We start from the raw sequence: 21801 nt of genomic DNA on the forward strand, positions 1-21801 counted from the left end.
CCGGTGTCCACTCATCGGGATCAACCTCGGTCCTCGCCGTACATCCGGTAGTCGGACGGCGTGCGGTCGGCGGTTGGCAGACCGGCGTCCTCGTGGAAGCGCAGCGTCGTGGCCGGAACGCCGGAGCGCTCGGTCAGCTGCGAGATGCGGTAGGTCGTCACACGGCTGACGGCGAACCTTCAACCCGACTCGAAGGTCAAGCCCGAATCCGCCTGTCCGGCGCCCTGGTCCGGTCAGTCGGCGACGGCCGGCTCCGGCACGGAGGCGGGGACGTCACGCACGCCCATGCGCAGGTGTTCGACGTGGAACAGGGCTTGGTCGAGGAGCTCGGCGACGTGGTTGTCGTAGAGGGCGTAGACGATGGAGCGGCCGTGGCGTTCGCCGGTGACCAGTCCGAGGTTGCGCAGCAGGCGCAGCTGGTGGGAGCAGGCGGAGGCTTCCATCCCGACGGTCTCGGCGAGGTCACTCACGGAGCACGGCCCCTCTTGGAGGCGAGCCAGGATGTAGAGCCGTGAGGGGGTGGCGAGGGCCTGGAGGGTGGCAGCGACGTCGGCGGTTCCGACCGCGTCGAGGCGCTCGCGCGTGGTGGGGTTGCTGTCACTGCCGGTTTTGTGGCCCATGGTGCCATCATACCGATGACACCTGAAGACCTATTCAAATGTTCCTGTATTGTGGAGGCATTGCTCCGGCCTGCCCGTGAAGGGTTGTTTTGTCATGTCTTCTGTCCTCGTCCAGCGGCCCGCGCCGCCCGCCGACTCCCGGCCGGCATCCTCGCGCCGCCGCACGCGGGTGCTGGCGTTGTCGGAAGCCCGGTGGGCGCTGGCCTCGCTGGCCCTGTTCCTCCTCGCGCTGCCCGTCTACCTGTCGGGCGGCCCGTCCTGGCTGTGGAGCGTGCTGTTCGCCGCCACTTACACCACAGGCGGTTGGGAGCCGGGGTGGGAGGGGCTGAGGGCCCTGAAGGACAAGACCTTGGACGTGGATCTGCTGATGGTCGTGGCCGCGCTCGGCGCGGCCGCCATCGGCCAGGTCCTCGACGGGGCGCTGCTGATCGTCATCTTCGCCGCCTCCGGCGTTCTGGAGGCGGTCGCGACCGCCCGCACCGCCGACTCGGTGCGCGGGCTGCTCGACCTGGCGCCCACCACCGCGACCCGTCTCCTGCCCGGCGGCGGAGAAGAGACGGTGCCCGCCGACTCCCTCGGCGTGGACGACACCATTCTGGTGCGGCCCGGTGAGCGGATCGGCGCCGACGGGCAGGTGCTCGACGGGGTCTCGGATGTCGACCAGGCCACCATCACCGGCGAGCCCCTGCCGATCTCCAAGCAGGTGGGCGACGAGGTGTTCGCCGGGACGGTGAACGGCACTGGCGCCCTGCGCGTGCGGGTCGAGCGTGATCCCACCGACTCGGTCATTGCGCGGATCGTGAAGATGGTCGAGAAAGCCTCCGAGACCAAGGCCCCCACGCAGCTGTTCGTCGAGAAGGTCGAGCAGTGGTACTCGATCGGCATGGTCGTCGCGACCCTGGCCGTCTTCGGGATCCCGCTCGCCTTCGGCGATGACCTCTCCTCGGCCCTGCTGCGGGCGATGACGTTCATGATCGTCGCCTCGCCCTGCGCGGTGGTGCTCTCCACGATGCCGCCGCTGCTGTCCGCGATCGCCAACGCCGGCCGCCACGGCGTCCTGGCCAAGTCCGCCGTCGTGATGGAACGCCTAGGCCAGGTCGACACGGTCGCCCTCGACAAGACCGGCACCCTCACCGAGGGCACCCCCCGCGTCACCGACGTCCACCCCGTGCCCGCTTCCGGCCTGGCCCAGGACGCGCTGCTGGCGCTGGCCGCGGCCGCCGAGCACTCCAGCGAACACCCCCTGGCCCGCGCCGTCGTCGCCGCGGCCCGCGAACGCGGCCTCACCCTCGCCGAAACCACCGACTTCACCTCCCAGCCCGGCGCCGGCGTCATCGCCACCGTGAGCGGCCGCACCGTCCAGGTCGGCTCGCCCGTCCGGCTCGCCACCACCGGCGATGCGGCGACCGACGACCTGGTGCAGGCCCTCGAAGAACAGGGCCGTACCACTGTCCTCGTGCTGCGCGACGGTGCACCGGTCGGGGTGCTGGGCATCTCCGACCGGCTCCGCCCGGACGCAAAGGCCACCGTCGCCGCCCTCACCGCCCTGACCGGCCGCACGCCGGTCCTGCTGACCGGCGACAACGAACGCGCCGCCCGCCACCTGGCGGCCGAGGTCGGCATCACCGACGTCCGCGCCGGACTCCTCCCGCAGGACAAGGTCGCCGCCGTCCAGGACTGGGAGGCCGAGGGACGCCGGGTCCTGGTCGTCGGCGACGGCGTCAACGACGCCCCAGCCCTGGCCGCCGCCCACACCGGTATCGCCATGGGCAAGGCCGGCTCCGACCTCGCCCTGGAGACCGCCGACGCAGTGGTCGTCCGCGACGAACTCGCCACCATCCCCGCCGTCGTCGACCTCTCCCGACGGGCGCGTCGTCTCGTCGTCCAGAACCTGGTCATCGCCGGGATCTTCATCACCGTCCTCGTCGCCTGGGACCTGATCGGCACGCTCCCGCTGCCGCTCGGCGTCGCCGGCCATGAAGGCTCCACTGTCATCGTCGGCCTGAACGGCCTGCGCCTCCTGAGTGAACGCGCCTGGACCAACCCCCTCGCCAAGGGGACCAGGTGAGCCGCCGCACGCGCCGGGACAACACGGCCGCTCCCAGCGGGGCAGCCGGTGCGGCGGCACGGTGCACGGTCACCATCTGCCGAGGCTGCTGCTGCGGCACCTTAGCCGAAGTGCCCCGCCTCGACCACGAGGCCCAGCTCACCGACCTGCGCACCACTCTGTCTGGCATCGCGACCATCCGGCGCACCGACTGCCTCGACGCGTGCGAGCGCGCCAACGTCATCGTGATCGAACCCTCTGCCGAGGGACGTAAGGTGGGAGGCCGGCCGGTCTGGCCCGGTCAGGTCAACGACCCCGGGGCGGCCGCCGACATCATCGCCTGGATCCGAGACGGCGGCCCCGGCGTGGCAGAGCCTCCCGGCGTCCTCGACCTGTACGCCTTCCAGCCCTCGCGCCGCGTCCGTGCTGAACTACACGACGAGTAGAGACCGCCCGCCGACGCCAGGACCCCGTCCCACAGGCCGGGCGAGCCCGGTGCCGTTCAGGTCGATCCCTTATCGTGCCCGCGCACCGCGGAACCCGTCCGCGAGCGCATCCGGCAAGGAGAGAACACCGTGAGCAGCCCGCCCCCACCCGCAGCCGGGCTGCCGGACGAACTCCAGCGGCGCTTGGGCGTGCCGGACGCGGTGACGATCGGTCTGGGGTCGATGATCGGCGCCGGGATCTTCGCCGCCCTGGCACCGGCCGCCCGTGCGGCCGGCTCCGGCCTGCTGCTCGGACTGGCCCTGGCCGCCGTCGTCGCCTACTGCAACGCCACCTCCTCCGCCCGGCTCGCCGCCCTCTACCCGGCCTCCGGCGGCACCTACGTCTACGGGCGCGAGCGCCTGGGCGAGTTCTGGGGCCACCTGGCCGGCTGGGCCTTCGTGATGGGCAAGACCGCCTCCTGCGCGGCCATGGCCCTGACCGTCGGCACCTACGTCTGGCCCGGCCAGGCCCACGCGGTCGCGGTCGCTGCTGTGGTGGCCCTGACCGCCGTCAACTACACCGGCGTCCCCAAGTCCGCCCTGCTCACCCGCATCATCGTGGCCCTCGTCCTCGCGGTCCTCGCCGCCCTCGTAGTCACCCCCCTGACCTCGGGCGTCGTGGACGCTGCCCGCCTGGACGTCGGGACGGACGCGACTGCGGGCGGAGTGCTCCAAGCGGCCGGACTGCTGTTCTTCGCGTTCGCCGGATACGCCCGCATCGCCACCCTCGGCGAAGAGGTCCGCGACCCGGTCCGCACCATCCCGCGCGCCATCCCGATCGCCCTGGGCATCACCCTCGTCGTCTACGCCCTCGTCGCCATCTCCGTCCTGCTGGTCCTGGGTCCGGACGGTCTTGCCGCCGTCGGGGCACCGTTGACGGACGCCGCGCGCGCCGCCGGCGCCGAATGGCTCATCCCCGTCGTACGCGCCGGCGCCGCCGTCGCAGCGCTCGGTTCCCTGCTCGCCCTCATCCTCGGCGTCTCCCGCACCACCCTGGCCATGGCCCGCGACCACCACCTGCCCCACGCCCTGGCCGCCGTGCACCTGAAGTTCAAGGTCCCCCACCGCGCCGAACTCCTCGTCGGCGCCGTCGTCGCCATCGTGGCCGTTACCACGGGCGTCCGCGGAGCGATCGGGTTCTCCTCCTTCGGCGTCCTGGCCTACTACGCCATCGCCAACGCCTCCGCCTGTACTCTGACCCCCGCCGAAGGCCGTCCGGCCCGGATCATCCCCGTCGTCGGTCTTACCGCTGCCTCGTCCTGGCATTCGCCCTCCCGCTGCCCTCCGTGCTCACTGACGCTGCTGTCCTGCTGGTCGGCGCCTCGGCCTACGGCATCCGCCGTGTCGGCGCTCGCCGGCCGTGATCACGCACATCACTGCGCCGCGCTGAACAGACCCCGAACTCGCCCGCGACACCGACTGAACCGCTCCGGGTCTGGTGGAGGCTCGATTCCCTGAGAGAGGATCGAGTTCATGGCCCGTCCTTCCCCTTACCCTGCCGAGCTTCGTGAGCGTGCAGTGCGCATGGTCGCGGAGATCCGCCCGAACTATCCGACCGAGTGGGCCGCGATGAAGGCGGTCGCTGCGAAGCTGGGCGTCGGTGCTGCCGAGACGGTGCGGACCTGGGTCCGTAAAGCTCAGGTCGACGCCGGCCGGGGTCCCGGTGTGAACTCGGAGGAAGCCGCGGAGATCAAGCGGCTGAAAGCCGAGAACGCCGAGCTGCGGAGGGCCAACGAGATCCTCAAGGCGGCCTCGGCTTTCTTCGCGGCCGAGCTCGACCGGCCGTCGAAGCGCTCGTAGCGTTCATCGACGAGCACCGGCACGTGTTCGGGGTCGAGCCGATCTGCAGAGTCCTCACCATCCACGGACTGAAGATCGCCACGAGCACCTACTACGCCGCCCGGAAGCGGACGCCCAGTGCGCGGTCGTTGCGGGATGCGGAACTGAAGACGCAGATCAGCCGCGTCCACGCCGACAACTTCAGCGTCTACGGGGTGCGGAAGGTCTGGAGACAGCTGCACCGCGAAGGCATACCCGTGGCCCGCTGCACCGTCGCCCGGCTGATGCGCGACCTCGGCCTCCAGGGCGTCCGCCGCGGCCGCGGTATCCGCACCACCGTCCGCGACGACGGCCATGACAGGGCTGATGACCTGCTGTAACGCGACTTCACCGCCTCGCATCCGAATGAGCGGTGGGTCGCCGACTTCACCTACGTGACCACCTGGTCCGGGATCGTCTATGTCGCCTTCGTCGTCGACGTGTTCTCCCGGGCGATCGTCGGCTGGTCCGCTGCCACCAGCAAACGGGCCAAGCTCGTCCTGGACGCCCTCGACATGGCGTTATGGCGCCGGGACCGAGCCGGGAACCCGGCCGGGCCCGGGCTGATACATCATTCCGACGCGGGCAGTCAGTACACGTCGTTCGCCTTCACCGCCCACCTCCTCGAGGCCGGCATCGATGCCTCGATCGGCACCGTCGGCGACGCCCTGGACAACGCCCTCATGGAGTCCCAGCTCGGCCTCTACAAGACCGAGCTGATCAAGCCCCGCAAACCCTGGCACGGCCTCGCCGATGTTGAACTCGCGACCGCGGAATGGGCCGACTGGTTCAACAACCAGCGTCTGCATACTGCGATCGGGACCATCCCACCCCACGAGCACGAGACCAACTACTACGCTCAACACCAGCCCCAACCGGCGGCTGGAGCCAACGCATAGAGCCTCCACCAGACCCGGAGCGGTTCAGTGGTGCGGTGGTGGCGCCTGCGGTGCCGGCCGGCGAGTCCGGCCTGCCGCATCAGGCGTGCCACCCGGCGGCGCCCGCAGCCGGCTCCTTCGCGCTGGAGGACTGCGTGGACGCGTGGGGCACCGTAGGTGCAGCGGGAGCGCTGGTGAACAGCGGTGATCTGTTCGGTCAGCTCTGCGTCCCGCACCGCCCGGGGGCCGGGGAGGCCTTTGCGGCGGGCGTAGTGGGCGGTCCGGGAAACCTTCAGGAGTTCACACGTCCGTTTGGCGTTGTGACCTGCGGTTTTCTCCGCTTCGATGAACGGGTCCACGTTCACCGGGTCTCCGTTGCGAAGAAGGCCGTCGCACGCTTGAGGATGTCGACGTCCTCGCGCGACCTGCGGTTCTCACGCCGCAGGGCCGCCAGTTCCTCGCGTTCGCTACTGGTCAGACCGTCACGTTCACCGGCGTCGACCTGGGCCTGGCGGACCCAGCCGCGGACCGCGGTCTCCGTCAGGTCGAAGTCCTTGGCAACCTGACCGACCGAGCGATCACCACGCCGGCACAGCTCGGCTGTCTCGGTCTTGAACTCCGGCGTGAACGAGCGCCGAGGACGCGACTTCTCCTTCTTCCCCATGCTCTCCATGATGAACATCATCCTTCCGGGGCAGGAGCCCCTGATCTCAGATGTCCGTCAAAGCGGATCAAGCCCGGTGGCCGGCTGCTCGCTCATCGAGGCCTCCGTGAGGGTGCGGACGGGTCTGACACACCACGGTATCGCCGGGCCCGCGGAGCCGTAGCCGGTCCGTGCGAACCCGCTACGTCGGTCCGGCGTCCGTCCCGCCGGGGAGGGTGTGCGGGGCGGTGCGGTTCCTGGAGGCGACCGCCTCCGTGGCCGCGGCGATCGCGCGTCGCCGGGCAAGGGCCTCTTGGGCGGCCTCGCGGGGGTGGCGCCGCTTCCAGTAGGGGTTGTCGTGGGACAGCTTGCTGGAGACCCGTCCGTACATGCCGAACGTGAGGATGAGCAGGCCCATGAGGAAGCTGAACATCACGTTGGTCATGCCGAAGTCGAGGAAGTTGGCTGAGCGGTCCAGGGTGAAGAGGTGGTAGAAGCCGCTCAGGACGAACAGGCTCCCGATGATCATGTTGAGCGTGGAGGCGAAGTTGCCCCCGACCGCGGCCCCGGCGAGCAGGGCGAGGCCTACAACGACGGGGATGACGCTGAGGGCGGTGTTGGTCGTCATGCCGGCGATCCGGTCCCCGGACGTGCCGAAGGGGCTGAGGGCGTTCGCGAAGCCGAGGCAGCCGAAGATGATCAGGAGGACCCCGCAGACGGCGGCGCCGACGCGGTAGACGGTGGTCAGATGATGGTCGACGGGCAGCTCGTTCTTGAGTTTCACAACCGCTCTCCCATGCGTCCGCGAGAAAGGGGTGGGCCACTTCGTGGAGTGGGACATCTGTCGTTCTCTCGGGGGTGGTCGGGTTTCCCCGGTCGGCAGGCCCGCCGCGCAGCCCTGTGGACTTCTTCCCGGTCAGGAGGGGACTCGGATGCACGCGGGCCCGGCCGAGGGACCCGTGGCCGGTTGGTGCTCCCGTTCCGTCACGTCCGCGTAGTGCCCGGCCAGGGCTCGGGCCATGGCGGTGGCCGAGTACGTGGTCCGGACGAGGTGGCGTGCGCGGCGGGCCATCGCCGCGGCCTCCTCGTCGCCGATCCGCAGGAGGCGCTTCAGTCCTTCCCCGAGGGTCCGCGAGGTGGAGGTGTCGAGCAGTAGGCCGTTCGACCCGTCCGTGAGGTAGTGCGGGACGCCACCCCTCATGGGGCCTGCCGTGACCATTCCGGCCTCCATGGCCTCCAGAACGGCCAGGCCGAACTCCTCCTTCGCGCTGGGGCAGACGTAGCGCGCCCGGAACGGCCGCGCCGGATCGGCCAGGGCCCGTTCGAGCAGCCGTACGTCCGCGTTTGGGAGGGCGGGCAGCAGGACCAGCCGCCGGCGGGCCTCCGGGCAGGACGCGACGGCGTTCTCGATCCGTTCGCGCATGGCGCGCTCGGTGTCGTCGCCCGCCCGCGGGCTGCCGCCCACGAGGACGAGGACCGAGTCGCGGTGGCATCCCGACTCCGTCCAGGCTCGGACCAGGACGTCCTGCTGCTTGACCGGGTGCAGGCGGCCGACGTTCAACAGCACCGTGGGCACGCGGTCCTCGCAGGTCCTCGCCACCGCGTCGATCGGCCCGAGGAGCAGCTCGCGCCGGCGTTCCGCGTCCGCCGGGGGCCGGTAAGGGGCGACGCCCTCGGAGGGTGCGCCGGGCGCCGTGCCTCCGTCGCATCCGGTCAACTGCGGAAAGTGCCGCAGTAGCTCGGTCGTCCCTCCGCCCCGTCCGGCGATCCCCACCACCCGGTCGGCCCGCTCGACCAGGCGGTCGGCGATGAACACCCGGTGCAGATCGTGGCGGACTCCGGTGGGGTCGGCGCCGGGCGCGTCGTGGCGCTCGCTCATCTGGCGGTGGGGATCGGGCGTGGCGGTGAAGACGAGGCCCGCGCCGATCCTCCGTGCGGCTTCCGCGAGGGCGAGGGAACCGTCGTCGGCGTAGCGGACGTGCAGGACGTCGACCGGGCGGGGCAGTGACCCCAGCAGTCTCGTCGCCCACCAGGCCACCGCTTCACGGTGCCGTCCCATCTCCTCGGGGCGCACCGGGTGGTCGCTGTCGAGGGGAAGCCTGAGGATCCAGTGGGCGGGGCCGCGGTGGTGCAGCAGGATCGGGTCCTCTTCGAGTTCCGGTCGGCAGGCGGTGACCACGGTGACGACGGCGGCGATGCCGTCTGTCCGGGCGAGGGCGTCGCCGAGGGAGCCGAGCAGGACACTCAGGCCTCCGCTGAGCCCCTCCCCCGGGCGGTCGAAGCGGCCCATGAGCATGGACTGCGCGACGAACACGCCCGGCCGGAGCCCGGTGATCCCCGCTCCCCCGAGGGGCCGGTTCTCCAGGGCGTCGAGGAGCAGCAGTTCGTACGCGTCGGCCGGCCCGCCCCTTCCGGCCGGAGCGGGTGGCGCGCAAACATACGTCGCGAGGAGGCGCCGGGCGGCGTGCGCGACACGGCGGTCGTGCCGGTTCGCGAGGCGGAGGAGCTCCGCCGGCGGCAGGGGGCGGAGGCGTGCGGTGGTCGCCAGGTCGAGCAGGAACGGCACCGCGTCCGGGTCCTCCGTCGTGCGCAGCCCGGAGCGTACGGCGGCCGTGGCCCTCGTCGCCCCGTGGTGCCGGACGACGGCCGACCAGCTCTCGAACACGACGGCCCGCGTGGATTCGCCGCCGGTCAGGAGCCGTACGCACTCGTCGGGATCCGGTGCCTCTCCCGCCCGCACCCGGTTCCTCAGACGTGCCAGGAGCATGTCCCAGGAGGTGGCCCGACCGGGACGGACCCGCGTCCGGTGGTCGGGGCTGTACTCCGCCCCGACCAGCTCGGCCAGCAGGCTGCGGGACGGCGGGGAGCTCCCGTGCGGGTCGTAGGGCTCCCTTCCGCCGAGCGCGCGGTTCCAGTAGGCCGTCCTGGCCTCGACGAACGGATCGGGCTCGTTCCGCGCGCCCCTCGGGGGACGGAGGCCGTCCCGTGCGGCGGCGACGGGCGGGAAGTGTTCCATGGGGCTCCTCCGCAAAGCTTGTCTGCCTGCGGTGATTCGTCGGCGGCGCGGCGCGCGGATGCACGGTGGGCTACGGCACAGCTCGCGGCCGAAAGATCCCGTGCGGTATCGGGGACCGAGCGAGGCGGACGGGTGAGGCGGAGGGGCGGAGTGGCGGGGTGAACGGGTGAGGTGGCCGGATAAGGTGCCGGTCGGCGGTCTCCGTCGTACGCGCATCCGCCGCCCCGTCTGCAGGTGAATCCACGGCATGAACTCACCGCGTCGCAGCCGCGCGGCGGGCCGGACTCCCCGCGTGGTGGTCGTCAGCCCTCCGTTCCACTCGCACGCCCAGCCCCTGTCCGTACTCGCGGGGGCGCTTGCCAGGGCCGGTGCCCGGGTCCACTTCGCCGGCGCGCCTCCTTTCGCCGCGATGGCCGAGGAGGCCGGCGCCCGTTTCGTCCCGCTGACGGTCACGCGGAACGCGAACACCGGTGTCGCGCGGAGGACGCGGCAGGGCGTGCGGGAGGCGGCACGCCTGGAGGAGTTCCTCGACTCCACGCGGGAGGGAGCGGTCGCCGCCCTGCTCACGCAGGCGCGTCACCGCGGCGAGGACCTGCTGGCGGATCCGGAGGGGGTACTGGCCGATGTGAGGGCCCTGCACGCGGCACTGGCCCCCGACTGGTACGTGGTCGACCAGTTGAGCTATCCGGTGACGCTGGCCCTGCACTGCCTGGGGCTGCCCTTCGCCACGTTCTGCCCCGGCCATCCGACATATGTGCCCCACGGGCCCGACGCCCTCTTCGGCGTCCCCTACGCCTGGCCCCGGGCGATCCGTCCCCCGGACGGGGTGCTGGCTGAGCTGCGGCGGGCGGCCCGTGCCAACGACGCGGCGTTCACCGAACGGTTCGCGGCGGTCTCGCGGACGCACGCGCCCTCGGCCGATCCGCCGGGCCGCGCGTTCGCCCTCGCCTCCCGTCACGCCGTGGTGTTCAACTATCCGCGATTCCCGTGGCTACCGGAACACGCGTCGGCCGATGCCGGTCTTCTGTACGGAGGTCATTGCGTTCCCACGACGGAGGCGGCTCCCGGCGAGGCGTGGGAGGCGGTCGTCCGTCGGCTGAGGTCGGCCGCCCGGCACCTGGTGCTGATCGCGCTGGGGACCTTCCTGTCGGCCCGCGACGACGTCCTGGAGCTTCTCGTACGGGGCGTCCTCGCCCGCGTCCCGGACGCGGCGGTGGTGGTCGCCGCCGGCGACCGCGCTCCGGCGCTCGCCCGTCTGGCGGGCCCGAAGGTGCACGTCGCTGACGTCGTCCCGCAGCGATGGCTGCTGCGCCGGGTCGACGCCATGGTGCACCACGGCGGGAACAACTCCTTCACCGAGTGCGTGACCTCGGGGACACCGGCGTTGATCCTGCCCTTCTCCAGCGACCAGTTCTCGATCGCCCACGACGCCGAACGGGCCCGACTGGCCACGTGCCTCGACCCGTTCCAACTGCGTGCCGAGGAGGCGGGGAGCGCCGTGCGCGGTTTGCTCGCCCGTCCTCCCGAGGGCATGTCCCGGTGGATGGGAGAGCTGCGGCGCCGGGGACCGGACTGGACCGCCGACCGGCTCCTGCGCGCCATGGAGGGCGCGGTGTCACGCGCCTGAGACCGGATCAGAAACCGAAGATGCGGAGGACGAAGAAGAGCGCCACCGAGAGCGATCCGACGAGGACGAGGGACAGTTAGACCATGAGGTGCTCCCAGACACCCCCGTCGGGCCGTTCGACGTGCGCGGACGAGGCGGAGTTTTCGACGGGCGGCGTCTCTTCGGGAGGTACGAGCTGTTCGGTCATGGCCTTTCCTCCAGTCGGGTGACGGTGAGGGCCTTGCTCCACTTCAACGGTCTCCCGGACCGAGCGACACCGCCGGTCGCGTCGTTCGTGCGTCGAAGCCCCGCCTTCCGGAGGGCCGGAGCACGCCACGGTGCTCTGCCCCGTGCAGGCGGTCGGCGGCCTGCGGGGCGACGCGTACGACTCGTTTGACTTCGCCCTGTCTGTGAATGAACATTCATTCATGAGCGACAGAAAAGCCGCCATCCTCCGGGCCGCGCTGACGGCGTTCGCCGAGCGGACCGTGGCGGCGACGCCCGTCCCCGTGATCGCCAAGCGGGCGGACACCGCCACGGGGACCCTGTACCGCTACTGGCCCAGCAAGGAAGCGCTGGCCAACGCGGTGTACCAGGAGTGCAAGCACCTCTTCACGGAGCACCTGACCCGTGGCACGTCGGTACCGGCCGACGCGGACGAGGTGGCACCCGCGTTCCGGACGATGTGGGCCAACCTGGTCCGCTTCGCGCACGACCATCCGGACGCCCTCGCCTTCCTGGAGCACCAGCAGCACGCCGGGTACCTCGACGCTGCCAGCCGCGAGGCGGCGGAACGCGCCGAGGAACCGGCCGTACGCCTCATCGAGGCGGGCCAGGAGCACGGCGTCTTCAGGGACACCGACGCGCGGCTGCTCATCACCATGGTCTTCGGGGCCTTCGTGGGGCTGACGAAGGCCTCCCGCGCCGGATCTGGACTTCCGCGGGACGCGTGGGGGCGGGCGGCGCAGGCCCTGTGGGGCCTGCTCGCCACCCCTGCCTCCGCCGACGCCCTCGACACCTTCGACGACCTCAACGACAAGGAACCGTCATGAACCTGCGGATCCAAGGACCCGTACTGATCACGGGCTGCTCTTCGGGCATCGGCACGGCGGTGGCCCGGGCCTTCCTCGACGCCGGAGCGGTCGTCTACGCCACCGCCAGGCGGGTCGAGACGCTCACGGAACTGGCCGGGGCGGGCGCGCGTACGTTCTCCCTGGACGTCACCGACGAGGAATCGATGCGGAAGGCCGTGCAGGCGGTCGAAGCCGACTACGGATCGGTCGGCGTGCTCGTCAACAACGCCGGCTACGGCGAGTACGGGACCGTTGAGGAGGCCGACCTGGAGCTGGTCAGGAAGCAGTTCGACACCAACGTCTTCGGGGCGGCCCGCATGATCCAACTGATACTGCCGGGCATGCGGCGGGCCGGACGAGGACGGATCATCAACATCGGCTCGATGGGCGGGCGCCTGACGTTCCCCGCGGGCGGCTACTACCACGCGTCCAAGTACGCGCTCGAAGCCCTGACGGACGCGCTGCGCGTGGAGGTGGAGCCGTTCGGCGTACGGGTCGTCCTGATCGAGCCGGGGCTGATCCGAACGTCGTTCGGGGGCACCGCGGCGCGCACCCTGTCGTCGAACAGCGCGTCCCCGGAGGCGGCGAGCGCCTACACGGCGCTCAACCGGCGCGCGCAGGAGGTCATGGCGTCCGGGTACGGCAACAAGCTCCTCTCGGCCTCTCCGGAGCCGGTGGCCAGGGCCGTCCTGCACGCCGCGGGGGCGCGCCGTCCACGGCACCGCCATGTGATCACACCGGCGGCGAAGGCGCTGGTGCACCTGCGCAGGCTGGCGGGAAGCCACGTGTTCGACGCCGTCGTGCGCAGCCAGTTCCGGCTCTCCCGGCCCTGATCCGCTCCGCGCGGGGTCCCGGTGCTCCACGGCCCGGACCGGGCGGGGCTTCCACCCCGCGCGCCGACGGCGACGGGCGGGCCGGGAGCGTGCGGCCGGGCGGCCGCCGTCGACTCCGACCCGCGCCCCGCCGCCGCCGGGCGGCCCGGGTCCAGCGCGGCGGCGGGGCGCGGACCTGCCGGTCACGCTCGGAGTCGCTGTTGTAGAGGAGCGGGGCCGGGGCGGCTCCGGCACCCGGCTACTCGTGCGTGCTCATGCGAGGCTCCGCTCAAAAGCACTCGACGCCCGCTGGCCCGCGATGCGCACCTACAGCACCGCGCAGCGCGACCGCACCACCGAGGACCTCGCCCACATCGTCGACTTCCTCGCCACCGCGCTCTACGTCGACGACGCCGAACTGTTCACCACCTTCACCACCTGGACGGCCGGCACCCTCACCGCCCGTGGCGTTCCCGCCGCCGGCCTGAGTCTGGGCCTGGAGGTACTGGCCGGACAACTGCGCGACTTCCCGCGCGCCCTGACTTTCCTCAAGACCGCTGCCGACAGCCTGCAGCTCAGTTCCGATCACACTGGCCCGGGAATCACCGCATGACCTACCTGCCTACCGACCTCACCATCACGGCCCACAGCGCCCAGTCACACGCGCTGCATCTGACCGTTGCGGGAGACCTCGACTACGAGACCGCCACCCGGTTCACTCACGAGACCAACCAGGCACTGGACACCGACCATCAGCAGTACGGGCCGGTCCTGCAGGATCTGCACCTGAACTTCAGCGGCCTGACTGGCATCGACTCCAGCGCCCTGACCGCCCTGCTCACCCTGCGCCGCCGTACCCACCCCGCAAACGTCACCCTGCACCTGGACCACCAACCCGCCAGCCTGATGCGCATACTCGAGCTCACCGGCATCGCCGACCACCTCACTCAGGACGCCCGCACCCTCAGCACCTCTGACGACGAAGTGGACGAGCAGACGGAAACGGCTTCCGCGCCCTGAAGGACCCCGACCTTCGCCCCGCTTACCCGTGCGCCGATGCGAGAGACGGGTGCCGCGTCAGACGCTGCAGGGCGCGCCGGGCATGGCTTTTGACCGTGCCCAGCGGCAGTCCCAGCCGGACAGCGATCTCCTGGTGGCTGTACCCGTGGCAGTAGACCAGGTGGAGCACTTGGCGCTGGGAGACGGGCAGGGATCGCAGGAGCACGTCGGCGTGCAGACGTCCGGCAACCGTCTGGGCCATGGCGTCGTCCATGTACTGCGGAAGGGTGCGCTCGATCAACCGCTGTTCGCGGGCCTGCCGGCGGTAGTACGCATCGAGCGCATCATGAATCTTGTGACTCGTAATACCGAACAGCCACGCCCGGACCGTGCCGCGGCCCGCGCGGTAGGCGGTCTGAGACTGCCAGGCGGCAATAAAGACCTGCTGGACGACATCTTCCGCCTCGTGCTCGTCCCGCAGTCGCCCACGCGCCCAGGTCCTCACCTCTGGATGCCAGCGGGTGTAGAAGGCGCCGAAGTCCTCACCATCGCCCACGCACGGCCACCTGTCGTCGTTCCGGATCACCGATGATCGGCCACCCAGGACCACACGAAGCACCAGCGCGCCGACGCCCTCGATCTGATCTTTTTCCTGACGGTGAGCGGCCGTGAAGCCGGTGACCTCGACGATCTGGACACCGGTGCCGGTGGAGACATCCCTGCTACCTCCGGTGTCGGCGAGTTCATTGCCCACTCCGCCGCCCGGCCTTGAGACCGTAACTCCGGTTGCGGGAGACACGGTCCTCAGGGCCACGCCGGAGCGATGTGGTTATTTCTCGTAGTTGGCCAGGGCGAGGCCGAGGGCGAAGAAGGTGGGTGCCCATTCACCGATGAAGATGCCCCACCGGTCTGCGCGCTCCTCGCCCTTCTTCTCGATGTTCAGCGAGGCGCTCCAGGAGATGACGGACAGGCCGATGGAGGCGAATCCGGCGGCGTAGGCGTGCTCGGACCGGATGCCGGACTCGTGCAGTTTCTTGACGATCATCAGTGTTCCTCCAGGAAGAGACGGAAGCAGGCCGACCGGTACCACCTCACCCCGAGCCACCGGCACCGACGAGTCCAGAGGGCCGATCGGGCGACACATGACCGGTGAGCGGGACGATCGGAGGAACTGCGCGGCTGCCCGGGGAGGGGTGAGGCCGGCTGCTGAGGTAGCCGGCCACCCATGGCCCGGTAGTAGGGCGAGTGTCGCAGTAGGGGCAGCATTGAGGGCTCCAACCGTGGTCGGCGAGCTGCGCTTGAAAAGCCGGTGACCGTCCTCCAGCCGTTCGGGCGCCCACCTCTTTTCCGTCCCGCGTTCCGTCCGCCGTCCTGCCGAGCGGTGGCAGTGGCAGCAGACGACGTGAAGTAAAAGCTTCAAGCATCGGGTGCAACCAGTCGGCGCATGGTGGCGGAATGCCTCCTCACACAGAGTTCGAGACACCTTCTCGACCGGATGATGGGGATGATCGTCATGACTGCTCGTTCCGCTGGTGCGGCTCTCACCGCCGCTGTCGCCGTGGCGCTGTCCGTCACCGCTGGCGCTCCCGCATTCGCCAACTCCCAGGCCGAAGGTGAGCAGGCGACGGTGTCGGTGCTGCACGCCGTGCCGGGTCTGACCGTGGACGTGTTCGCGGGGGACAAGGAGCTGCTGCCGGACTTCAAGCCGGGCACGCTCACCGACCCGCTGAAGCTGGACGCGGGTTCCTACGACATCAAGGTCTTCAAGGACGGCGAGGGCCCCAAGGGCACCCCGGCGATCGAGAAGACCGTCGAGGTGCCCGCAGGCGCGAACGCGACGCTGGTCGCGCACCTGACGGCCGACGGAAAGCCGGCGCTGGACGCGTTCGTCAACGACACCTCCAAGGTGCCCGCGGGCAAGGCCCGGCTCACCGTCCGACACGTGGCCGCCGCTCCGGCGGTCGACGTCCGCGCCGGCGGCACCGCGGTGTTCAAGGGCCTTGAGAACCCCAAGGAGGCCACGGCCGAGGTGGCGGCCGGCACGGTCAACGCCGACGTCGTCCTCGCGGGCACCGACACGGTGGCGATCGGCCCGGCCGAGCTGGACCTGGCCGAGGGCAGTAACACGATCGTCTACGCGTGGGGCAGCGCGACCGACAAGAACCTCGCGCTGAAGACCCAGACCATCACCGGCATGCACTCCGCACCGGGCGGCGTCCCCGCCGGCGAGACCGGCCAGGCCGCAGGAGCGAACAACAACGCCGCCCTGGGCACCCTGGCCGCGGGCGCGGTCCTCGCCCTGGGCGCCGGCGGGTACTTCCTGCGCCGCCGCAACGACGCCGCCTGATCCCCGGCACGCCTCGTCTCGAACATGCTGTGTGGTGCGGTCACGCCGATCATCCAGGTCCATCCGGGTGACCGCACCACCCGACATCTCTCAAGCCGGAAAGGCGGACCATGACCAGCACGCGCAGCATCGCGCCTCGCAAGGCCCTCGGGCTTGCCGCGGTACTTCTCGGTGTCCTGCTGTGCGCGGTGTTCCTTGCCCTTGTCGTGTGTGAAGAACCCAGGAAGGCTGCAGACTTCGGAACCGCTCCGGCCGGCACGGCATCAGCCCCGGCGCCGCTAGTCAGCATGCCTGCTTCGCCTTCCGCGCAGCCCACCAGTGCGGCGGCCGACTCGTCGGCTCCTGGTGACGCCGGCCCTTCACGCATCCCGGTGCCGCAAAAGCTGTCGATTCCGCGCCTGGGCCTGAGTGCTCCGGTCGATCCGGTGGGTGTGGCCCAGGACGGGCAGACGGAGGTTCCGCCGGATCCCGAACGGGTTGGCTGGTATCGCTTCTCACCCGCCCCCGGCGCCAGCGCTGGTTCCTCCGTGATCGTCGGACATGTCGATGCCAAGGGCCGGGGCCTGGGCGTCCTCAACGCCCTGAACGAGGTCCGCCAGGGCGACCGGGTAGTGGTCGGGCGCAAGGACGGCAGCACGGTCGTCTACGAGATCACCGCGCGTCGCACCATGGGCAAGAAAGCCCTGGCCGCCTCGGAGGCGTTTCGACGGGAGGGCCGTGCGGTGCTGACGTTGATCACCTGCGCCGGTCCCTACCTGCCCGATGCGGGCGGATACCAGAACAATCTGGTCGTCACCGCGGTGGAGGCAGCCAAATGACAGCAGTGTGGGGTGGGGCGCGGGTGCTGGCCGCTAGTGTGGCTGCTGTGACCACCGTGACCGACGACGACCTGGGCGAGGGATTCGCCAGGGGCGACGAGGCGTGCCTGGCCGAGGCGTACCGTCGCTGGGGCGCGCTCGTCTACACCGTCGCCACCCGCAAACTCGGTGACGCGGAAGAGGCCAAGGACGTCACCCAGCAGGTGTTCGTCGGCGCCTGGAACAGCCGGGGCACGTTCGATGCGAGCCGCGGCTCGTTGAAGACCTGGCTGATGGGCATCACCTACAAGAAGGTGGCCGACGCCTTCGACAAACGCTCCCGCCACTTGCGCAGCGTCGAAGCCGCCACCGCGGAGGCCGGGACACCGGTGCACCGTACGCCGGTGACCGACACGCTGCTGGACCACATGGTCCTGACGCGGGAGATGGAAGAACTGCCCGACCAGCAGCAGCTCGTCCTGAAGATGGCCTTCTACGAGGATTTGTCGCAGTCGCAGATCGCCGAACGCACGGGACTGCCGTTGGGAACGGTGAAAAGTCATACCCGGCGTGGTCTGATGCGGTTGAAGAAGCGGTTGGAGGTGGACGGTGAAGCACACCGATGAAGAGACCCTGGCGATGATGGCCCTCGGTGAGGAAACCGACCCCTGGGCCTCCCTCCACCTGCACGAATGCGAGCACTGCCGCCAGGAATACGACAGCCTGCGCCGCATCGTGACCACCATGAAAACGCCCGCTCTGGCACAACATGACCTGCTTCCCCTGCCGGACGATCTTTGGGATTCCATCGCCGGCGAACTGCAGATCCCCGCAGGGCAGCCCTCGACCCAGACTCCGCCTCCGGCACCCGACGGCACCGCCGCCTCCATGCGGCGACGTCGCATGCGCGTGTTGCGGCGCATGAGCCGCTTCACCCTGGTCCTGGCCGCCTGCGCCGCGCTGCTCGGCGCGGCGTCCGGCAGTGCCCTGACCTGGTGGCTCACCCGCCCCGACACGCCTGCGATTCAGTCCGTCGCCGACGGCAAACCCCTGGACTCCCTGCGCCCCGCCTCGGCCGGCTACGCCAGCCTCAAGGACAACACCCAGCGGCGCTCGCTGGAGATCACCGTTAAGGGCCTTCCCGAGACGACCGGCTATTTTGAGGTCTGGCTCATGGACCGCACCCACACCAAGCTGGTCTCCATGGGAGTCCTCGGCCCCGACGGCCACGCCGTCCTGCCCGTTCCCGCCACCATCGACCTGAACGAGTACTCGGTCGTGGACGTCTCCGTCCAGGCGTACAACGGCAAACCGGACCACTCCGGCGACAGCATCGTCCGAGGCACCTACGCCGGCTGAAGCCGTATCATGCAGTCGCCGCTTGCCGTGTTCACCAACGGCCATATGAGTGACTGCATGACACGCACACCCCGGGCCCGGCTCTACCGCATAGATCTCACACCAGACGGCGAAAGGGCCTTAACCAGTCCAGCTCACCCCGAGCCCCGAGCTCATCAAGGATCACACGGTAGAGCCGGGCCCATAACCCGCTCCCGGCTCCACTGGGCGAACCGCCCGCCGGTAGACCGTCTGCCAGGCCGGCGCTCCTGCCGCGGAAGACGTGGTCCCGTGCACTCCTGTCGAGCCTTTCCCGCGGCTTCAGTCACTCCCCATCTCCGCCGCCGCATACGTCGACATGTACCGACGAGGCTCTTGTTCGTGCAGGTCAGCCCTGTTTCGATCACGCAGGCGGGGAGGGGAGAATGAGGGTGTGACGTGGGATTCAAGAGCTGTGGTGACGGTGCGCGAGGACGCCGGTGTCTTCATAGTGATCGTGACCGGCGAGGTCGATCATGACGAGGACGACCTCCTGGATGCGGCCTGGGAAGAAGCCGCCGACGCCGGACTGCCCGCCACCGTGGTGGATCTGTCCGGCGTGACCTTCGCCGACAGCACCCTGCTCAACACCCTCCTGCACGCCCACGACCATCACCGTGCCAACGGTCGCGCCCTCCTGCTCGCCGGCCCTCTCCAGCCCGTTGTGCAGGCACTTTTCAGCCACACCGGCACCCTCACCCACTTCACCTTCGTCCCTTCCCTGCGGCACGTGCTGCACAAGAGAAAGGCCGAAGGCTGACCCGCGTCAAATACCGTGAAGACTGCACGCGGTACCCGGGAAATCGGATGGCGTCCGAATATGTGGCGCTATCCGACCGGAAGCGGAAAAAGCTTCCTACAGCTGGAATGAGACGCTGATGGTCTTACCACCGGAGCGGGGTGTAACAGTGACGTCAGTGCTGAGCCGGGTAATAATCGGCCAACCGAACCCACCCGGAGTGAAGTCACCAGCCTGCGAGGTGGCGGGGTGAACGGTGGAATAATCCGCCACCTCCAAAACAATCACCCGCGCATCAGAATCCAGGCGGACACCGCATGACGCCACCCCGCCGCCATGACGCACCGCGTTGGTGACCAGCTCGGACACCACCAGCAGCAGATCGTTCAGCCTCGACGCCTCAGGCGGTCGCGACAGCTCCCTGTCCACCAGGGCCCGAACATGGTCACGGGCCCGCGCCGGACTGACCGGGCCCTGGAGCCCGAACGGTATGTCGTACGGCTGCCGCGCTTCGGTACTCACGCTCCATCTCTCCGTTCCCTCGCTCTCCGAATGTCCTAGTGTGCGAAATTCCGCCTACCCGCGATCGTTCACCCGTATGCGTCACACCCCCGCAAGAGTGATTCACACCGCAATTATCCGCCATCCGAAACGATACTTATCATCACGAGAAAACACATGTGCAGGCGAAATCCTGGCCAGTATCACCTAGACGCCGAAAGGCTGCCCAGCTTATTCAGAGATCGATAGACCGCATGGTGAAAAAATGTTCTCCTCGATCCCGTCATACCATGCACACTAATATCAGTGGAGACTGGTCCATGACAGTGAAAAAATCTGACCCGGTCGAAAGAAACAATCGGGTACGATCCACTTCATGAAAGAGGAAGCGGGAGACCTTGACTGGGCACTGGAAAATTACTTCGCCCAACGGCTGACCGAAGCCCGCCAGGCAGGCGCCCTGCTACTCGACGACCGAGTCGCCCGGATGGCCATCCAGGCAGCCGAATATCGACGTGACAAGGTCTGCTCGAACGGTGAACGCCTCACCAACGGCGAGGCACTGGACCTACTGGTCAGCCTGGGACGCTGGTGCCCAGCCACCGAACTTCCCACGCGGCGTAAATCAGTGGTGGCAGCGCTGCGGGCCGAGGGCTACGACGTGTGAAGCAAGGCACCCATCCGCCGCCACGGTGGATCCGGACTGCGCCGCCCTGGCCGTGCTCCTCGCCGCCAGCGGGTGCGTGGCCGTCTCCCACGCCCCTGCTCCTGGAGCTCCGTCCCGGCTGGCCGCGCTCGCGCCCGCCACTGACCATCCGCCAGTCCCGCTACCACTCCCGCCTCCGGCCGACCTAACTCCGGCCACGCTCCGCGAGGCGCTCGACGCGACCGACCCCCGCCCGCCATCCCGCCGGGCCCCGCTCCGGCGAGAGCCGTCCCCGCGCCCGCGACTGCCCCCCCCGGGCGTGCGCCCGCCCGCCCGGCCTGGTGCCCGGCCCATCCGCCGGACAGTGCCGGCGACCAGGCGCCCGGCGAAGAAGCCCGTCGCGAAGAAGCGCACCATCAGGACCGGTCCCCGTACGGCCGCCAAGACCGCCAAGCACCGGAAGGAGAAGCCCGCCGTACCGCGCCGTCAGCCGACGACCGGGCAGGCGCGCGAGATGCGCGAGCTCTGCCACCGGGACAGGAGCGGACGTGACCAGGGGGATGCGGTGGCCACTCGTGAGGGCGTCCTTTCCCTGGTAGCCGGTCGTCTTGACGCCGCCCTGACAACGCCGATGTCCCTGTCTTCGAGGGACCGGTGGGACGTTGTTGTGAACCGGTTGATCAGGGCTCGACGGCACGTTGGGTATACAGGGCCAGGGCCCGGTCGATGAGGTGGACACCGGCCTGTGTGGTGTAGCGCAACATGCTGAAGTTGCCGGTGACCCGGGTCAAGGCGGTGTCGTCGTCCTGGGAGACGATCTCGTGCCGCAGCAGACCGAAGGTGCCGTTGATGTCGCCATGGGCAAGCGAGCTGCACGCGCTCCAGAGAGTCAGGATCAGCTCACCGCCCAACGTGGTGTGCGCACCGCCCTCCTCGACGATCTTGCTGTACTGCGGAGCGGCGAGGAACGTCTTCAGTGTGTGGACCGACGCGCCTGCGGCGAGTGCCAGTCGGCGCACCTCGTCCAGCCGGGTCTCCTCATCGCGGGCCGGCTGGGCGTTGAACCGGCTGTGCAGCTTGGTGGAGTCCTTCACCTCTTTGATCTGCAGAGCCAGGCGCCGCTGAACACGGGCCGGACGCTCGTCAGGCCCCAGCAGCCATACGGCGCGTGCAGCGTTCTCGATCACGCCGTGCACGAGCGACGCTTGTGCGTGGGTGTGCAGGACCGCAGAGGCATGGGCAGGACCCTCTTCACGTACCAGCGAGGCCCATAGCGCCATCAGATGATCCACGGCTACGGTCGGGACTGCTGCATGATCGGGTGACAGCGGGGTTTATGCAGCCAGTGCTGCGGGTGGGGTCATGATGGTCTCGTACTCGACGGGGGTCAATCGGCC

Annotated in this window: 22 protein-coding genes, 4 pseudogenes and 1 other annotated feature; of the genes and pseudogenes, 15 read left to right on the forward strand and 11 right to left on the reverse strand. The window is 69.7% G+C overall.

Features of this window, described 5'->3' with window-relative positions; translation table 11 throughout:
• Nucleotides 1-20: 20 nt before the first annotated feature.
• Both AB0398_RS25995 and AB0398_RS26000 read right to left on the reverse strand, forming a co-directional pair.
• Nucleotides 21-161 carry a MerR family transcriptional regulator gene (locus AB0398_RS25995; protein WP_366378034.1) on the reverse strand — a complete coding sequence of 47 codons (141 nt, stop codon included), beginning with the start codon at nt 159-161 and terminating at the stop codon, nt 21-23.
• Nucleotides 162-233: 72 nt separating this feature from the next.
• Entirely contained in the window at nt 234-620 is a 387-nt protein-coding gene (locus AB0398_RS26000; RefSeq protein WP_366378035.1) for a metalloregulator ArsR/SmtB family transcription factor, read from the reverse strand.
• A gap of 94 nt (nt 621-714) precedes the next feature.
• Between AB0398_RS26000 and AB0398_RS26005 the strand changes: the two genes are divergently transcribed.
• The 4 genes and pseudogenes from AB0398_RS26005 to AB0398_RS26020 all read left to right on the forward strand — a co-directional run bounded on the left by AB0398_RS26005 (nt 715) and on the right by AB0398_RS26020 (nt 5869).
• Complete coding sequence (locus tag AB0398_RS26005) at nt 715-2688, forward strand: heavy metal translocating P-type ATPase (protein ID WP_366378036.1); 1974 nt, start codon at nt 715-717, stop codon at nt 2686-2688.
• The gene (locus AB0398_RS26010) at nt 2685-3113 is read left to right on the forward strand and encodes a (2Fe-2S) ferredoxin domain-containing protein (protein ID WP_366378037.1); all 429 of its coding nucleotides are present in this window, start codon (nt 2685-2687) and stop codon (nt 3111-3113) included. The genes AB0398_RS26005 and AB0398_RS26010 overlap by 4 nt, the downstream gene beginning before the upstream one ends.
• A 129-nt stretch (nt 3114-3242) precedes the next feature.
• Nucleotides 3243-4516: pseudogene (locus AB0398_RS26015) on the forward strand (APC family permease).
• 109 nt (nt 4517-4625) lie between these two features.
• Nucleotides 4626-5869: pseudogene (locus AB0398_RS26020) on the forward strand (IS3 family transposase).
• Nucleotides 4907-5035 (forward strand) — a sequence feature (AL1L pseudoknot). It overlaps the preceding pseudogene by 129 nt.
• Here AB0398_RS26020 and AB0398_RS26025 read toward each other — a convergent pair.
• The 4 genes from AB0398_RS26025 to AB0398_RS26040 form a co-directional block, all read right to left on the reverse strand.
• Nucleotides 5830-6213, reverse strand: a complete 384-nt coding sequence (locus AB0398_RS26025) for an IS3 family transposase (RefSeq protein ID WP_366378038.1) — start codon at nt 6211-6213, stop codon at nt 5830-5832. The pseudogene AB0398_RS26020 and the gene AB0398_RS26025 sit on opposite strands and share 40 nt — an antisense overlap.
• Nucleotides 6210-6512, reverse strand: coding sequence for a transposase (locus AB0398_RS26030; RefSeq protein WP_366378039.1), 303 nt, complete (start codon nt 6510-6512; stop codon nt 6210-6212). Before AB0398_RS26030 ends, AB0398_RS26025 begins: the two co-directional genes overlap by 4 nt.
• Nucleotides 6513-6693: 181 nt before the next feature.
• Nucleotides 6694-7275, reverse strand: coding sequence for a DUF4383 domain-containing protein (locus tag AB0398_RS26035; RefSeq protein WP_366378040.1), 582 nt, complete (start codon nt 7273-7275; stop codon nt 6694-6696).
• 132 nt (nt 7276-7407) lie between these two features.
• Complete coding sequence (locus AB0398_RS26040; protein WP_366378041.1) at nt 7408-9507, reverse strand: glycosyltransferase; 2100 nt, start codon at nt 9505-9507, stop codon at nt 7408-7410.
• Between the two features lie 247 nt (nt 9508-9754).
• On the opposite strand from AB0398_RS26040, the gene AB0398_RS26045 reads away from it, so the two are divergent.
• The gene (locus AB0398_RS26045; RefSeq protein ID WP_366378042.1) at nt 9755-11134 is read left to right on the forward strand and encodes a nucleotide disphospho-sugar-binding domain-containing protein; all 1380 of its coding nucleotides are present in this window, start codon (nt 9755-9757) and stop codon (nt 11132-11134) included.
• Nucleotides 11135-11141: 7 nt separating this feature from the next.
• Here the strand turns inward: AB0398_RS26045 and AB0398_RS26050 are convergent.
• Nucleotides 11142-11321, reverse strand: a pseudogene (locus AB0398_RS26050) (hypothetical protein).
• Nucleotides 11322-11541: 220 nt separating this feature from the next.
• Between AB0398_RS26050 and AB0398_RS26055 the strand changes: the two are divergent.
• From AB0398_RS26055 to AB0398_RS26070, 4 genes and pseudogenes are all read left to right on the forward strand, one after another.
• Entirely contained in the window at nt 11542-12165 is a 624-nt protein-coding gene (locus AB0398_RS26055; RefSeq protein WP_366378043.1) for a TetR/AcrR family transcriptional regulator, read from the forward strand.
• On the forward strand, nt 12162-13019 hold the full coding sequence (locus AB0398_RS26060) for an SDR family NAD(P)-dependent oxidoreductase (RefSeq protein ID WP_366378044.1): 858 nt from the start codon (nt 12162-12164) through the stop codon (nt 13017-13019). The genes AB0398_RS26055 and AB0398_RS26060 overlap by 4 nt, the downstream gene beginning before the upstream one ends.
• Nucleotides 13020-13296: 277 nt before the next feature.
• Nucleotides 13297-13611: pseudogene (locus AB0398_RS26065) on the forward strand (cobalamin-binding protein); the annotation flags it as partial.
• Entirely contained in the window at nt 13608-14018 is a 411-nt protein-coding gene (locus AB0398_RS26070) for an STAS domain-containing protein (protein ID WP_366378045.1), read from the forward strand. The pseudogene AB0398_RS26065 and the gene AB0398_RS26070, both read left to right, overlap by 4 nt.
• A 22-nt stretch (nt 14019-14040) precedes the next feature.
• Here the strand turns inward: AB0398_RS26070 and AB0398_RS26075 are convergent, their stop codons facing one another.
• Together AB0398_RS26075 and AB0398_RS26080 are read right to left on the reverse strand one after the other, a co-directional pair.
• Nucleotides 14041-14751, reverse strand: a complete 711-nt coding sequence (locus tag AB0398_RS26075; RefSeq protein WP_366378046.1) for an RNA polymerase sigma factor — start codon at nt 14749-14751, stop codon at nt 14041-14043.
• A gap of 75 nt (nt 14752-14826) precedes the next feature.
• The gene (locus AB0398_RS26080; protein WP_366378047.1) at nt 14827-15042 is read right to left on the reverse strand and encodes a hypothetical protein; all 216 of its coding nucleotides are present in this window, start codon (nt 15040-15042) and stop codon (nt 14827-14829) included.
• Nucleotides 15043-15510: 468 nt separating this feature from the next.
• Between AB0398_RS26080 and AB0398_RS26085 the strand changes: the two genes are divergently transcribed.
• From AB0398_RS26085 to AB0398_RS26105, 5 genes are all read left to right on the forward strand, one after another.
• Nucleotides 15511-16344 (forward strand): DUF4397 domain-containing protein, encoded by an 834-nt coding sequence (locus AB0398_RS26085; protein WP_366378048.1) that lies wholly within the window; start codon nt 15511-15513, stop codon nt 16342-16344.
• A gap of 110 nt (nt 16345-16454) precedes the next feature.
• Nucleotides 16455-17162, forward strand: coding sequence for a sortase (locus tag AB0398_RS26090; protein ID WP_366378049.1), 708 nt, complete (start codon nt 16455-16457; stop codon nt 17160-17162).
• Nucleotides 17163-17209: 47 nt separating this feature from the next.
• Complete coding sequence (locus tag AB0398_RS26095) at nt 17210-17767, forward strand: sigma-70 family RNA polymerase sigma factor (RefSeq protein ID WP_366378050.1); 558 nt, start codon at nt 17210-17212, stop codon at nt 17765-17767.
• A complete protein-coding gene (locus tag AB0398_RS26100) occupies nt 17751-18500 on the forward strand; it encodes an anti-sigma factor (RefSeq protein ID WP_366378051.1) in 750 nt (249 codons plus the stop codon). Before AB0398_RS26095 ends, AB0398_RS26100 begins: the two co-directional genes overlap by 17 nt.
• 436 nt (nt 18501-18936) lie before the next feature.
• Complete coding sequence (locus AB0398_RS26105) at nt 18937-19278, forward strand: STAS domain-containing protein (protein ID WP_366378052.1); 342 nt, start codon at nt 18937-18939, stop codon at nt 19276-19278.
• 96 nt (nt 19279-19374) lie between these two features.
• Here the strand turns inward: AB0398_RS26105 and AB0398_RS26110 are convergent, their stop codons facing one another.
• Nucleotides 19375-19779, reverse strand: coding sequence for an ATP-binding protein (locus AB0398_RS26110; protein ID WP_366378053.1), 405 nt, complete (start codon nt 19777-19779; stop codon nt 19375-19377).
• Nucleotides 19780-20134: 355 nt separating this feature from the next.
• Between AB0398_RS26110 and AB0398_RS26115 the strand changes: the two genes are divergently transcribed.
• Nucleotides 20135-20425 carry a hypothetical protein gene (locus AB0398_RS26115; RefSeq protein ID WP_366378054.1) on the forward strand — a complete coding sequence of 97 codons (291 nt, stop codon included), beginning with the start codon at nt 20135-20137 and terminating at the stop codon, nt 20423-20425.
• Between the two features lie 659 nt (nt 20426-21084).
• On the opposite strand, the gene AB0398_RS26120 is transcribed toward AB0398_RS26115, so the two are convergent.
• Complete coding sequence (locus AB0398_RS26120; RefSeq protein ID WP_366378055.1) at nt 21085-21696, reverse strand: hypothetical protein; 612 nt, start codon at nt 21694-21696, stop codon at nt 21085-21087.
• Nucleotides 21697-21801: the final 105 nt, after the last annotated feature.

Source organism: Streptomyces sp. NPDC086147 (assembly GCF_040702165.1).
Taxonomy (GTDB): domain Bacteria; phylum Actinomycetota; class Actinomycetes; order Streptomycetales; family Streptomycetaceae; genus Streptomyces.

Coding starts and splice junctions, on each gene's coding strand:
- AB0398_RS26000 (WP_366378035.1), bottom strand. CDS start 620: ATGGGCCACAAAACCGGCAGTGACAGCAACCCCACCACGCGCGAGCGC.
- AB0398_RS26115 (WP_366378054.1), top strand. CDS start 20,135: ATGAAAGAGGAAGCGGGAGACCTTGACTGGGCACTGGAAAATTACTTC.
- AB0398_RS26045 (WP_366378042.1), top strand. CDS start 9,755: ATGAACTCACCGCGTCGCAGCCGCGCGGCGGGCCGGACTCCCCGCGTG.
- AB0398_RS26060 (WP_366378044.1), top strand. CDS start 12,162: ATGAACCTGCGGATCCAAGGACCCGTACTGATCACGGGCTGCTCTTCG.
- AB0398_RS26040 (WP_366378041.1), bottom strand. CDS start 9,507: ATGGAACACTTCCCGCCCGTCGCCGCCGCACGGGACGGCCTCCGTCCC.
- AB0398_RS26030 (WP_366378039.1), bottom strand. CDS start 6,512: ATGGGGAAGAAGGAGAAGTCGCGTCCTCGGCGCTCGTTCACGCCGGAG.
- AB0398_RS26055 (WP_366378043.1), top strand. CDS start 11,542: ATGAGCGACAGAAAAGCCGCCATCCTCCGGGCCGCGCTGACGGCGTTC.
- AB0398_RS26070 (WP_366378045.1), top strand. CDS start 13,608: ATGACCTACCTGCCTACCGACCTCACCATCACGGCCCACAGCGCCCAG.
- AB0398_RS26090 (WP_366378049.1), top strand. CDS start 16,455: ATGACCAGCACGCGCAGCATCGCGCCTCGCAAGGCCCTCGGGCTTGCC.
- AB0398_RS26005 (WP_366378036.1), top strand. CDS start 715: ATGTCTTCTGTCCTCGTCCAGCGGCCCGCGCCGCCCGCCGACTCCCGG.
- AB0398_RS26085 (WP_366378048.1), top strand. CDS start 15,511: ATGACTGCTCGTTCCGCTGGTGCGGCTCTCACCGCCGCTGTCGCCGTG.
- AB0398_RS26080 (WP_366378047.1), bottom strand. CDS start 15,042: ATGATCGTCAAGAAACTGCACGAGTCCGGCATCCGGTCCGAGCACGCC.